This window comes from Rathayibacter sp. PhB151 (assembly GCF_004366415.1).
In the GTDB taxonomy this organism is placed as follows: domain Bacteria; phylum Actinomycetota; class Actinomycetes; order Actinomycetales; family Microbacteriaceae; genus Rathayibacter; species Rathayibacter festucae.
In genome coordinates this window covers 1,348,060-1,360,200 of sequence record NZ_SOEN01000006.1, presented here as the reverse complement: position 1 = coordinate 1,360,200, position 12,141 = coordinate 1,348,060, and the positions used below count along the sequence as shown (strand labels likewise).

Below are 12,141 nucleotides of genomic sequence, written 5' to 3'. Positions count from 1 at the left end.
AGGCATGGCACGAGCGACGAAGAGCCCGAAGCCCGAGCGCGACGAGGCCCGGACCGGTGAGGATGCACCCAATCCGGTGTGGTTCAAGCCCGTCATGTTCGGGTTCATGCTGCTGGGCCTCGCGTGGATCATCGTCTTCTACGTGAGCCAGGGCACGCTCCCCGTGCCGGATCTCGGCAACGCCAACATCCTCATCGGCTTCGGAATCGCCTTCATCGGCTTCCTCATGACGACGCGCTGGCGCTGATCACGCCCGCATGAACGACGCCCCGTCCGGTCCGCCGACGGGGCGTTCGTCGTCCCCGGGATCGGGTCTCCCGCCGGCCCTCGCATCGTCGGTCGCGCGCCTGCGTGCGGCGGGCTGCGTCTTCGCGGAGGAGGAGGCGGAGCTCCTGCACGAGGCGGCGGCCGGCTCCGACCGCCTCGACGCGCTCCTGCGTCGCCGTGAGGCCGGGGAGCCGCTCGAGCAGATCCTCGGCTGGGTCGCCTTCCGCGGGCTGCGCATCCCGGTCTCGCCCGGCGTCTTCGTCCCCCGACGGCGCACCGAGGCCGTCGTCGACGCGGCGCTCGCGCTGCTGGATGGGCGGGGGCCCGCGACCGTCCTCGACCTCTGCTGCGGTGTCGGAGCGATCGGGCGAGCCCTTCTCGAGGAGCGCGACGGCCTCACCCTCCACGCGGCCGACCTCTCCCCCGCCGCGGTCGCGTGCGCCCGGCGAACCCTGGCGGGACTCGCGACGGTCCACCGAGGCGACCTGTTCGCCGCCCTCCCCGAGGATCTCCGGGGTCGGATCGACCTCGTCGTGGTCAATGCGCCCTACGTGCCGACCGCCGCGATCGCCCTGATGCCGCCGGAGGCGCGCCTGCATGAGCCGGCGTCCACCCTCGACGGCGGGGGCGACGGCCTCGCGCTGCACCGCCGGATCGCGGCGGAGGTCCTACCCTGGCTGACTGAGGACGGCGCGGTCGCGATCGAGACGAGCAGAGAGCAGGCGGAGCGGACGGCGGCACTCTTCGCGGACGTGGGATTCTACCCGTCGATCCTCCTCGACGAGGACCTCGACGCCACGGTCGTCTCCGCCCCTCGACGGCGAACTACACGCGTGTAATTATCCCCAGGTGTTGAAACTCCTGTGGACAACTTCGGACCCCGCGCCAGTCCGCGGATGCGGAGCGTGATCGGGCGCGCATCGGCGGCGGGACGGGGCGGGATCGCCGATCCGGAGGCCGTCTCACCGGCCGCTCCGAATGACAACTGCGTAGTTCTCCCCAGTGTTAACAACTCTGTGGATAACTTCGTCCCCAGCTGTGGACAGCTGCTGTGGACAGTGGAGAACGCCCTGTGGACAGGCTCCCGGCCCGTGCCGCGGGGCCTCAGGCCAGGACGTACGCCCCGACGGTGATCGCCACGAGGCCGACGCCGATCAGCCCGACGAGAAGGTTCTGGGTGCGTCGCTGCGAGCGCTGCCGCGTCCGGGTGAAGACCAGCCCGATGAGAGCACCGGCGACCAGGCCGCCGACGTGCGCCTGCCAGGCGACGTTCATCCCCGGCAGGAAGCCGATCACGAGGTTGAGCCCGACCAGCACCAGCAGCTGCGAGGCCTGCCCGCCGAGGTGGCGAAGGATCACGAGGTACGCGCCCATCAGCCCGAAGATGGCGCCCGAGGCACCGATCACCGGCGTCAGCGGGCTGGAGAGGAGCAGGACGCCGACCGAGCCGGCGAAGCCGCTGAGGAGGAACAGCGTCAGGTAGCGCCCGCGGCCGAGCATCCGCTCGAGCGCCATGCCGAAGACCCACAGCGTGTACATGTTCAGCAGGAGGTGGAAGGGCACCACGAAGAAGAGGGACGTGCTGTGCGCGAAGATCGACGTGATCATCCGCCAGGGCTCGAAGCCCGCACCGAAGCCGGGCAGCGTGTACGCGGGGAAGTAGGCGATCGCGTTGAGCACGGTGTTCCCGATGAAGGGGAGCACCTCGAGGATCCAGACCAGGACGCAGAGCGCGATGATCGCGTAGGTGACGGTCGGCTGGTCGGCCCGTGTCATCGCCCGGACCCGCGACACGAGCGGTCCGCGGACGCGCGGGGCCTCGCTGCGCTGCTGCGCCATGTCGTCCGGGCAGATGACACCGACCGGGGCCGGGGTCTGGCACTCGCCGCAGATCGTGCGACCGCACCGCTGGCAGCGCACGAAGCTCTGGCGATCGGGGTGGCGGTAGCAGGTGTAGGTGCTGCTGCTCGGCGGGACCTGGGTCACGGACGTTCCTCCGGGAGAGAGAACGAGGGCCGGGCCCAGACGGACCCGACCCTCGATGAGTGGTGGAGAGGCGGTCAGACCTCGGTGATCTCGACGCTCTCGATGACGACGTCCTCGAGGGGCTTGTCGCGACCGTCGGTCGCCACGGCCGACAGGGAGTCGACGACCTTCTTGGACTCGTCGTCGGCGACGGCGCCGAAGATGGTGTGCTTGCCCTGGAGCCAGGTGGTCGGCGCGACGGTGATGAAGAACTGCGAGCCGTTGGTGCCGCGACCCGCCTGCTTGCCGGCGTTCGCCATCGCGAGGATGTAGGGCTGGGTGAAGTCGAGCTCGGAGTTGATCTCGTCGTCGAACTGGTAGCCCGGGCCGCCGATGCCCTGGCCGAGCGGGTCGCCGCCCTGGAGCATGAAGTCGGGGATGATGCGGTGGAAGACGGTGCCGTTGTAGAGCGGCTCCTTCGTCTTGGCGCCCGTCGCCGGGTGGGTCCATTCGATGTCGCCGGTCGCGAGACCGACGAAGTTGCGGACCGTCTTCGGCGCGTGGTTGCCGTAGAGGTTGACGACGATGTCGCCCTTGGTCGTGTGGAACGTCGCGACTGCGGTGTGCAAAGGCATGGGTGGATTCTCGCACAGCGGCTCTGTAGGGCTCCGCAACGCCGGGTGTCAATGCGCTGGGTGCGCGATGCGCGGGCCGCGGGATGAGTGGCAGTATTGAGCCGTTGTTCGCCGCTCGTAGCCGATGGAGGACCAAGTGGGTCTGTCACGTAAGCACAAGAAGGATCTCAAGCGCCTCCGCAAGAACGCCGAGGCGGTCTGGAGTGAGCAGCAGGAGGTGCTGGCGCACGCCGCCTCCGTTCTCGAGAAGAGCCGCCGCCACGCGACCAAGTACGCGAAGAAGGAGGTCGTGCCGGCCGTCAAGGACGCCTACTCGAGCCGGGTGAAGCCCGTCTACGACAACGGTGTCTCCGCCGTCGAGGGCACGTACTCCTCCGCACGCGACGCCTACAAGCACAAGGTCCTCCCGACCTTCGCCGCTGTCGGCGGCACCGCCGCAGCCGCGTTCGAGGCCGCCAAGGACTCGAAGAACCGCGCGAAGCTCGCCGAGATCTCGAAGGCGCGCTGGGAGGAGCTCACCACTCCCCCGAAGAAGAAGAACAAGGTCGGCACGGTCTTCGCGATCGGCGCCGCCCTCGTCGCCGTCGGCGGCATCGGCTACGCCGTCTGGCAGACGTTCCGCGCCGACGACGAGCTGTGGGTCGCCGAGGACGAGCCGGCCAGCGCCGCGCAGTCGCCGGCGTCGACCGCTTCCTGAGTCGCCGCGTGAGGCCCGGACACCGCACTGCGGGTCCGGGCCTCACGCGTGTCCGGTGGTGCGCGGTCCGCGGTTAGGCTGCTGATGTGGACATCCGGGTCGCCGCGTACGGCGTGATCATCGACGGCGAGCGCATGCTCCTCGCGCACTGGAGCCAGGGACCCTGGGAGGCGTGGACGCTTCCCGGCGGAGGCATCGACGAGGGCGAGTCGCCCGCGGACGCGGCCGTCCGCGAGATCTTCGAGGAGACCGGCTACCACGCCGAGCTCGAGGGGCTGATCGGCGTCGACTCGCACGTGATCCCCGCGCACCGCCGCAGCGACCCCGACGCCGGCCCGCTGCACGCGATCCGCGTCGTCTACCGCGCCCGGGTGACCGGCGGCGAGCTGACCCACGAGGTCGACGGCTCGACGGACGCCGCGGCGTGGTTCCCGCTGGCCGAGGTCGAGGGACTCGAGCGGGTCGAGCTGATCGACGTCGCGCTGACGATGAACGAGGCCTGGATGCTGCGCTGACGGCGGGTCTCGATACGCCGCCTCCGGCGGCTACTCGACCAGCATGCAGGGCCGCCGCCGCGTCCTCTCCCTCATCACCGGGACGCCGAGCCGCTTCCCGCTCGACCTGAGACCTCCATGCTGATCGAGTATCCCGCGCAGCGGGCGTATCGAGACCCGCCCCCGGGAATCGTGCGGTACTCGCCGGCGTTGTCTCCCCTGTGATCGTCGAGCTCTACACGTCCGCGTTCTGCGGCGCCTGCAACGCGGCCCGCAGCGTGCTCGAGCGCGCGGCGGAGCTGGTCCCCGTTGCGGAGATCCGCGAGTTCGACGTCGCCTTCGCGCCCGAGGCCGCGGAAGCCGCGGACATCCGCTCCACCCCCACGGTCGTGGTCCGCGGCGCCGACGGCCGCGCGGTGTTCCGTGCGGAGGGGGCGCCGTCACTCCCCCAGGCGCTCTCCGCGCTCGCCCTCGCCGTAGGGTGACCTCGTGCCGCATCGTCGTCGAGTCGCCAGCGTCGCGGTCGTGCTGGCGGCCACGGCCTCGCTGGCGCTGTCCGGCTGCGCGACGGAGCCCGTCTCCGAGGCGACCGTCGGCATCGGCCGCGGCGGACAGCGCGCCGAGGTGCTGGGCGTCGTCGTCGTCTGCTCCGGAGCCGTCGACGGCCTCGACCTCGCCGTCGAGGACACCGCTCCCCTGCTGATCGGCGATCGCGCGCGGCGGATCACCCGGTGGGTCGCCCCGGAGCCCGTCGACGACATCGGCGCGACCGACCTCGCCGGGCGCACCGTCTGGCCCGCCGACCGGGAGATCGAGCGCTTCCCCCTCGGCGTCGACCTCACCCTCGGCGCCTACGCGGTCGGCGGCTCGGTCATCGGCCGCCCCGTGGTCTTCACCGCCGAGCAGTTCGACACCCTGTCCGTCGGCGAGATCATCGTCGGCGACATCCGCGACGGCACCTCCGAGACCCTCTCCGTCGAGAACTTCCTCGGCCTGGCCTGCCAGCCTCGCTGACCCCGCCGCCTCCCGCCGGAGAACGAGTTGCTCGCAGTCCGGAGAGTTCTTATTAAGGCTTATCGACTTTTCCTTGAGTACACTCCGAGGATGACCGAGGATCAGAGCCCCCCGAGCTACAGATCCTGGCCCGCGGTCGGCTTCGAGCAGCGACCGTGGCAGCGGAGCGGGGACGAGGTGGCGTCGCGCCGACTCCTCCGTGCCGCGGCCGGCCCGTATCGAGCAGCGGTCCCGCCCTTCGTCGCGGACCTCGACGTCTCGCTGCCCTCCGACCTGCTCGCCGTCAGCGAGGACGCGAGCCGGGAGCTGACGCGGTTCGATGCTCAGGTCGGCACCCTCACCGCGCCCTTCGCCTCCATCCTGCTGCGGACCGAGAGCGCATCGAGCTCCGAGGTCGAGCAGCTCACCGCGAGTGCCAAGCAGGTCGCGCTCGCCGAGCTCGGCGATTCCACGTCGACGAACGCTCAGCTGGTCGTCCGCAACGTCGCCGCGATGGAAGCGGCGATCGCGCTGTCCGACGAGCTGGACACCGATGCCGTGCTCACCATGCATCGCGTCCTGCTGGAGAGCACGGCCCCCGACATCGTCGGGCACTGGCGCGACCAGCAGGTGTGGATCGGCGGAGGCGGGGTGTCCCCGCACGGTGCCGTCTTCGTTCCTCCGCATCACGAGCGCGTCCCGGCGCTGATGCTCGATGTCATGGAGTTCGCCCGCCGGGTCGACGTCCCCGTCCTCGCGCAGGTGGCGATCGCGCATGCGCAGTTCGAGACCGTCCATCCCTTCCCGGACGGCAACGGCAGGACGGGTCGCGCGCTCGTCCAGGGCATGCTCCGCGCTGCCGGGGTCACGGAGAACGTCACCGTCCCCGTCTCCGCCGGCCTGCTCGGCGACATGAAGCGCTACTTCGACGCGCTGACCGCCTACCGCTCCGGGGATGTCCGCCCGATCATCGAGACACTCGCCGACGCCGCCTTCGCCGCCGTGCAGAACGGCCGGCGACTCGCCGCGGACATCGCGGCGATCGGAGCGCGGTGGGACGCCGGCATCCGCGCGCGGAGCGACTCCTCGGTGCATGCACTGCGTCAGCTGCTGCTCCGCCAGCCCGTGGTCACGGTCGCGCTGGTCGCCGCCCAGCTCGGGGTGAGCTTCCCGACCGCGGAGGCCTCGGTGCAGAAGCTCGTCGAGGCCGGAGTCCTCGCCCAGTCGCGAGCGGGACGCAGGAACCGATCGTTCGAGGCCGTGGAGGTCCTGGCGGCCCTCGACGACTTCGCCGCCCGAGCGCGCCGCCCGCGGCACGGCACGCACAGCGGGTGAGGAGGACCCCGAGAGGGGTTCGAGTGTGGAGCCTAGGAGATTCGAACTCCTGACATCCTGCTTGCAAAGCAGGCGCTCTACCAACTGAGCTAAGGCCCCGGACCGGCGGCGGAACACCGGCGAGAGTGGAACGGCCCGACACCTCGCGATGTCGGGCCGTTCGGCACGTGGGGGTACCAGGACTTGAACCTGGGACCTCTTCATTATCAGTGAAGCGCTCTAACCGCCTGAGCTATACCCCCGAAATGGCCAGATGTGACTCTACCCGACACCGGGTCAGAATCCCAATCGGCCGCTCCGCCCTACTGGTTGGTGAAGCCGACCAGCAGGCCGCCGGTGATCTTGACGCTGAGGTTGTACAGCAGCGCCACGATCGCACCGAGGGCGGTGGTGACGATGGTGTTCAGCACCGCGACGACGACCGCGAAGCCCATGATCTGGGGCAGCGAGATGATCGTGTTGAGGTCGAACGCCTCCGCGCCGGCGATGTCCTGGACGAGGCCGTTGACCTCGTCGAAGACGCCGGTCTGCGCGAGCACCGTGTAGACGAGGTAGACGACGACGATCGTGATGATCGCCAGCGTCAGACCGAGCAGGAACGACAGCTTGACGGCCGACCAGAAGTCGACGTACACCAGCTTGAGTCTGACCTGCTTCGCCGCCGGGCTCTTCGCGGACTTCTTGGCGAGCTTCTCGGCGACCGTGCTACTCATCGACGGACTCATCCTCCTCCGACACCGCTTCGGACTCGGCCGACGCCGCGGCGTCGGGATCCTCGTCCTGGGCGTCGAGATTGCGTTCGGTGTTCTTGGCGAGTGCGATGATGCGGTCGTCGTCTGCGAATCGTGCGAAGACGACTCCCATGGTGTCGCGACCCTTGGCCGGTACCTCGGCCACGGCAGAGCGTACCACCTTGCCACTGGCGAGGACGACGAGCACCTCGTCGTCCTCCCCCGTGATGATGGCGCCCACCAGGTCGCCGCGCTTCTCCTCGAGCTTGGCCACCTTGATGCCCAGACCGCCGCGGCCCTGGAGCCGGTACTGGTCGACCGCGGTGCGCTTCGCGTAGCCGCCCTCGGTCACGACGAAGACGTAGCCCTCGTCGCTGACGACGTTGGCGTCCAGCAGTCGGTCGTCGCCGCGGAACGACATGCCCATCACTCCGGAGGTGGAGCGGCCCATCGGGCGCAGCGCCTGGTCCGAGGCGGTGAAGCGGATCGACATGCCCTTGCGGGAGACGAGCAGCACGTCGCTGTCCTCGTCGACCAGGAGCGCGGAGACGAGCTCGTCGCCCTCGCGGAGCTTGATCGCGATGATGCCGCCGGAGCGGTTGGTGTCGTACTCCATCAGCGCCGTCTTCTTGACGAGGCCGTCGCGGGTGGCGAGGACGAGGTAGCGGGCCGCCTCGTAGTCGCGGATGTCGAGGATCTGGGCGATCTGCTCGCCGGGCTCCAGCGCGAGGAGGTTCGCGATGTGCTGGCCCTTCGCGTCGCGGCTGACCTCCTGCAGCTCGTACGTCTTGGCGCGGTACACGCGGCCGGTGTTCGTGAAGAACAGCAGCCAGTGGTGCGTCGTGGTGACGAAGAAGTGCTCGACGATGTCGTCGGCCTTGAGCTGGGCACCGCGCACGCCGCGGCCGCCGCGGTGCTGGGCGCGGTACGAGTCGCTGCGGGTGCGCTTGAGGTAGCCGCCGCGGGTGACGGTGACGACCATCTCCTCCTCGGGGATCAGGTCCTCGACGCTCATGTCGCCGTCGAAGCCGAAGAGGATCTCGGTGCGGCGGTCGTCGCCGAAGCGGTCGACGATCTCGTCGAGCTCGTCCGAGATGATCGTCCGCTGGCGCTCCGGGCTCGCGAGGATCGACTTGTAGTCCTCGATCTCGGCCTGGATCCGGTCGTGCTCGTCGATGATCTTCTGGCGCTCGAGGGCGGCGAGCCGGCGCAGCTGCATGTCGAGGATGGCGCGCGACTGCACCTCGTCGATGTCGAGGAGCTCCATCAGGCCGTCGCGGGCCTCCTCCACGGTGGGGGAGCGGCGGATGAGGGCGATGACCTCGTCGAGCGCGTCGAGCGCCTTGAGGTAGCCGCGCAGGATGTGGATGCGCGCCTCGGCCTCGTCGAGCAGGTACTGAGTGCGGCGGACGATGACCTCGACCTGGTGGTCGACCCACGCGCGGATGAAGCCGTCGAGCGAGAGCGTGCGCGGGATGCCGTCGACGATCGCGAGCATGTTCGCGCCGAAGTTCTCCTGCAGCGGGGTGTGCTTGTAGAGGTTGTTCAGCACGACCTTCGCGACCGCGTCGCGCTTGAGCACGACGACGAGGCGCTGGCCGGTGCGGCCCGAGGTCTCGTCGCGGATGTCGGCGATGCCGGAGACGCGGCCGTCCTTGACCAGCTCGGCGATCTTGATCGCGAGGTTGTCCGGGTTCACCTGGTACGGCAGCTCGGTGACCACGAGGCAGGTGCGGCCCTGGATCTCCTCGATCGAGACGACGGCGCGCATCGTGATCGAGCCGCGGCCCGTGCGGTACGCGTCCTGGATGCCGCGGACGCCGAGGATCTGCGCCCCGGTGGGGAAGTCGGGGCCCTTGATGCGCTGCAGCAGCGCCTCGAGCAGCTCCTCGCGCGACGCCTCCGGGTTCTCCAGCGCCCACTTCGCGCCGGCGGCGACCTCGCGGAGGTTGTGCGGCGGGATGTTGGTGGCCATGCCCACCGCGATGCCGACCGAGCCGTTGACCAGCAGGTTGGGGAAGCGCGCGGGCAGGATCGCCGGCTCGCGGGTGCGGCCGTCGTAGTTGTCCTGGAAGTCGACGGTGTTCTTGTCGATGTCGCGGACCATCTCGAGGGCCAGCGGGGCCATCTTGGTCTCGGTGTAGCGGGGGGCCGCGGCGCCGTCGTTGCCGGGGGAGCCGAAGTTGCCCTGGCCGAGCGCCAGCGGGTAGCGGAGGCTCCACGGCTGGACGAGGCGGACGAGGGCGTCGTAGATCGCCGAGTCGCCGTGCGGGTGGAACTGGCCCATCACGTCGCCGACGACGCGGGAGCACTTCGAGAACGCCTTGTCAGGGCGGTAGCCGCCGTCGTACATCGCGTAGATCACGCGGCGGTGCACGGGCTTGAGCCCGTCGCGCACCTCGGGGAGGGCGCGGCCCACGATGACGCTCATCGCGTAGTCGAGGTAGGAGCGCTGCATCTCGAGCTGCAGGTCGACCGGCTCGATCTTGTCGTGCCCGTGGATCACGACACCGGTCTCGGTGACGATGTCCTCGCCGTCGTCCGGTCCGGTGGGGGTGTCTGATTCGTCTGCCATGATCTCTGTCTTCTCAGGTGGGTCCGGGCCCCGGGTCGTGACGGGGGCGGGTCGCGCTGGGTGTCAGTTCAGTTCTTGTGATGCGGTGGTGCGAGGTGGCGCGCGGGTCTCGATACGGCCTGCGGCCTACTCGACCTCGACATCTGTCGGTTATCGCGGCGCGATAACCGATCAGATGTCGAGAAAGCGCACGTCCTTCGCGTTTTTTTGGATGAAGGAGCGGCGGGACTCGACGTCCTCGCCCATCAGGGTCGAGAAGATCTCGTCGGCGGCGGCCGCGTCGTCGAGGGTGACCTGGAGGAGGGTCCGCGTGGCGGGGTCCATCGTGGTCTCCCACAGCTCCTTGTAGTCCATCTCGCCGAGGCCCTTGTAGCGCTGGATCCCGTTCTCCTTGGGCATGCGCTTGTTCGACGCGGCGCCGTGCGCGAGCAGCGCGTCGCGCTCGCGGTCGCTGTAGACGTACTCGTGCGGCGAGTTCGACCACTTGAGGCGGTAGAGCGGCGGCTGCGCGAGGTAGACGTAGCCGAGGTCGATCAGCGGGCGCATGTAGCGGAACAGCAGGGTCAGCAGCAGCGTCGTGATGTGCTGGCCGTCGACGTCGGCGTCGGCCATCAGGATGATCTTGTGGTACCGCGCCTTGTCGGGGTTGAAGTCCTCGCCGATGCCGGCTCCGAAGGCCGTGATCATCGCCTGGACCTCGTTGTTGCCGAGCGCGCGGTCGAGGCGCGCCTTCTCGACGTTGAGGATCTTGCCGCGGAGGGGGAGGACCGCCTGCGTCTCGGGGTTCCGGCCCTGGACGGCGGAGCCGCCGGCCGAGTCGCCCTCGACGATGAAGATCTCGGAGATCGACGGGTCCTTCGACTGGCAGTCCTTGAGCTTGCCCGGCATGCCGCCGCCCTCGAGCAGGCCCTTGCGACGCGCGGTCTCCCGCGCCTTGCGGGCGGCCATCCGCGCGGAGGCCGCCTGGATCGCCTTCCGGATGATGTCCTTGGCCTGGTTGGGGTTGCGGTCGAACCAGTCCGCGAGCTGCTCGCCGGCGACCCGCTGCACGAACGCCTTGGCCTCGGTGTTGCCGAGCTTGGTCTTGGTCTGGCCCTCGAACTGCGGCTCGCCGAGCTTGATCGACACGACGGCGGTGAGGCCCTCGCGGATGTCGTCGCCCGAGAGGTTCTCGTCCTTGTCCTTGAGCAGGTTGTTCGCGCGCGCGTACTTGTTGACGAGCGTCGTCAGCGCCGCCCGGAACCCCTCCTCGTGCGTGCCGCCCTCGTGGGTGTTGATCGTGTTCGCGTAGGTGTGCACGCTCTCGGTGTACGCCGTCGTCCACTGCATCGCGACCTCGAGCGAGATGCGGCGCTCGGTGTCCTCGGACTCGAAGTCGATGATCTCGGAGTGCACGAGATCGGACTTCTTCAGCGAGTTGATGTACTCAACGTAGTCGACGAGGCCCTTCTCGTAGAGGAAGACGTCGCTGCGCGGGCCGGAGGTCTCGTTCTCCCCCTCGCCGTCGAACTCGATCTCCTTCTCGTCGGTCAGCGCGATGCGGAGGCCCTTGTTGAGGAACGCCATCTGCTGGAACCGGGCGCGGAGGGTCTCGTAGTCGAACTCGACGGTCTCGAAGATCTCGGCGTTCGGCCAGAAGGTGATGGTGGTGCCGGTCTCGTCGCTCGGCCCGCCCTTCGCGAGCGGCGCCTCCGGCACTCCGTCCGCGAAGGTCATGCTGTAGGAGGCGCCCTGGCGCTTCACCTCGACCTCGAGGCGGGTGGAGAGCGCGTTGACGACGGACGAGCCGACGCCGTGCAGACCACCGGAGACGGCGTAGCCGCCGCCGCCGAACTTGCCGCCGGCGTGCAGGACGGTCAGCACGAGCTCGACGGTGGAGATGCCCTCGGTGGGGTGCATGTCCACCGGGATGCCGCGGCCGTTGTCGACGACGGTCAGGCCGCCGTCAGCGCGCATGACGACCTCGATGTTGTCGCAGTAGCCCGCGAGCGCCTCGTCGACGGCGTTGTCGACGATCTCGTAGACCAGGTGGTGCAGACCGCGCGGGCCCGTCGAGCCGATGTACATGCCGGGGCGCTTGCGGACCGCCTCGAGGCCCTCGAGGACCTGGATCTGGTTCGCGCCGTAGTCGCCGGAGGACTTCGTCGACATCCCCGAGGAGTGCGACGCCTCCGTCCCGGCGGTCTCGGGAGCAGCGGAGGGGCCGGTGGAGCCGTTCGCGTCCAGGTCGTTCGCTGCGGGGGCTGACGTGGAGTCGGTCGGCTCGGGTGTCATAGCTGTGGAGTTCTCCTCTGACGGTCCGTCGCGGCGCGCAGGCGGATCTGGAGATCTCGCGCACGGGGTCGACGCTGCGGTTCGGCGGCCCTCCATTCTACCGCGCGGCGGCCGGTCGCGCGGCGCTCAGTGGCGATCTGACGAACGATTTCTGGAGGGTCGACCGAAAATGCGT

At 69.4% G+C, this 12,141-nt stretch carries 12 protein-coding genes and 2 tRNA genes; 7 read left to right on the top strand and 7 right to left on the bottom strand.

What is annotated here, in order from left to right; all coding sequences use genetic code 11:
• Positions 1–4 precede the first annotated feature (4 nt).
• Entirely contained in the window at positions 5–247 is a 243-nt protein-coding gene (locus EDF35_RS06940; protein WP_123447247.1) for a cell division protein CrgA, read from the top strand.
• A gap of 10 nt (positions 248–257) precedes the next feature.
• On the top strand, positions 258–1,106 hold the full coding sequence (locus EDF35_RS06935; protein WP_133961343.1) for a putative protein N(5)-glutamine methyltransferase: 849 nt from the start codon (positions 258–260) through the stop codon (positions 1,104–1,106).
• Between the two features lie 265 nt (positions 1,107–1,371).
• On the opposite strand, the gene EDF35_RS06930 is transcribed toward EDF35_RS06935, so the two are convergent.
• Together EDF35_RS06930 and EDF35_RS06925 are read right to left on the bottom strand one after the other, a co-directional pair.
• On the bottom strand, positions 1,372–2,253 hold the full coding sequence (locus EDF35_RS06930) for a rhomboid family intramembrane serine protease (protein ID WP_123447249.1): 882 nt from the start codon (positions 2,251–2,253) through the stop codon (positions 1,372–1,374).
• Between the two features lie 74 nt (positions 2,254–2,327).
• A complete protein-coding gene (locus EDF35_RS06925; RefSeq protein WP_133961341.1) occupies positions 2,328–2,867 on the bottom strand; it encodes a peptidylprolyl isomerase in 540 nt (179 codons plus the stop codon).
• 136 nt (positions 2,868–3,003) lie between these two features.
• Here EDF35_RS06925 and EDF35_RS06920 point away from each other — a divergent pair, with 136 nt between their 5' ends.
• From EDF35_RS06920 to EDF35_RS06900, 5 genes are all read left to right on the top strand, one after another.
• A complete protein-coding gene (locus tag EDF35_RS06920; protein ID WP_123706109.1) occupies positions 3,004–3,564 on the top strand; it encodes a hypothetical protein in 561 nt (186 codons plus the stop codon).
• A gap of 86 nt (positions 3,565–3,650) precedes the next feature.
• Entirely contained in the window at positions 3,651–4,079 is a 429-nt protein-coding gene (locus tag EDF35_RS06915; protein WP_133961339.1) for an NUDIX hydrolase, read from the top strand.
• A gap of 200 nt (positions 4,080–4,279) precedes the next feature.
• Complete coding sequence (locus EDF35_RS06910; protein WP_133961337.1) at positions 4,280–4,543, top strand: thioredoxin domain-containing protein; 264 nt, start codon at positions 4,280–4,282, stop codon at positions 4,541–4,543.
• Between the two features lie 4 nt (positions 4,544–4,547).
• Entirely contained in the window at positions 4,548–5,072 is a 525-nt protein-coding gene (locus EDF35_RS06905) for a hypothetical protein (protein WP_133961335.1), read from the top strand.
• A gap of 90 nt (positions 5,073–5,162) precedes the next feature.
• Positions 5,163–6,386, top strand: coding sequence for a Fic family protein (locus tag EDF35_RS06900; RefSeq protein WP_133961332.1), 1,224 nt, complete (start codon positions 5,163–5,165; stop codon positions 6,384–6,386).
• 26 nt (positions 6,387–6,412) lie between these two features.
• Here EDF35_RS06900 and EDF35_RS06895 read toward each other — a convergent pair.
• The 5 genes from EDF35_RS06895 to gyrB form a co-directional block, all read right to left on the bottom strand.
• Positions 6,413–6,485: transfer RNA gene (locus tag EDF35_RS06895), tRNA-Ala, on the bottom strand.
• Positions 6,486–6,554: 69 nt separating this feature from the next.
• Positions 6,555–6,628, bottom strand: a tRNA-Ile gene (locus tag EDF35_RS06890).
• A 60-nt stretch (positions 6,629–6,688) separates the two neighbouring features.
• On the bottom strand, positions 6,689–7,099 hold the full coding sequence (locus EDF35_RS06885) for a DUF3566 domain-containing protein (RefSeq protein ID WP_123447255.1): 411 nt from the start codon (positions 7,097–7,099) through the stop codon (positions 6,689–6,691).
• Positions 7,092–9,692 carry a DNA gyrase subunit A gene (gyrA, locus tag EDF35_RS06880; RefSeq protein ID WP_127887911.1) on the bottom strand — a complete coding sequence of 867 codons (2,601 nt, stop codon included), beginning with the start codon at positions 9,690–9,692 and terminating at the stop codon, positions 7,092–7,094. Before gyrA ends, EDF35_RS06885 begins: the two co-directional genes overlap by 8 nt.
• A gap of 171 nt (positions 9,693–9,863) precedes the next feature.
• The gene (gene gyrB, locus EDF35_RS06875; protein ID WP_133961569.1) at positions 9,864–11,843 is read right to left on the bottom strand and encodes a DNA topoisomerase (ATP-hydrolyzing) subunit B; all 1,980 of its coding nucleotides are present in this window, start codon (positions 11,841–11,843) and stop codon (positions 9,864–9,866) included.
• Positions 11,844–12,141: the final 298 nt, after the last annotated feature.

Excerpts from the sequence above, each read along its gene's own strand:
- EDF35_RS06900 (WP_133961332.1), top strand. The coding sequence starts at position 5,163 with ATGACCGAGGATCAGAGCCCCCCGAGCTACAGATCCTGGCCCGCGGTC.
- gyrB (WP_133961569.1), bottom strand. The coding sequence starts at position 11,843 with ATGTCGACGAAGTCCTCCGGCGACTACGGCGCGAACCAGATCCAGGTC.
- EDF35_RS06935 (WP_133961343.1), top strand. The coding sequence starts at position 258 with ATGAACGACGCCCCGTCCGGTCCGCCGACGGGGCGTTCGTCGTCCCCG.
- gyrA (WP_127887911.1), bottom strand. The coding sequence starts at position 9,692 with ATGGCAGACGAATCAGACACCCCCACCGGACCGGACGACGGCGAGGAC.
- EDF35_RS06925 (WP_133961341.1), bottom strand. The coding sequence starts at position 2,867 with ATGCCTTTGCACACCGCAGTCGCGACGTTCCACACGACCAAGGGCGAC.
- EDF35_RS06885 (WP_123447255.1), bottom strand. The coding sequence starts at position 7,099 with ATGAGTAGCACGGTCGCCGAGAAGCTCGCCAAGAAGTCCGCGAAGAGC.
- EDF35_RS06940 (WP_123447247.1), top strand. The coding sequence starts at position 5 with ATGGCACGAGCGACGAAGAGCCCGAAGCCCGAGCGCGACGAGGCCCGG.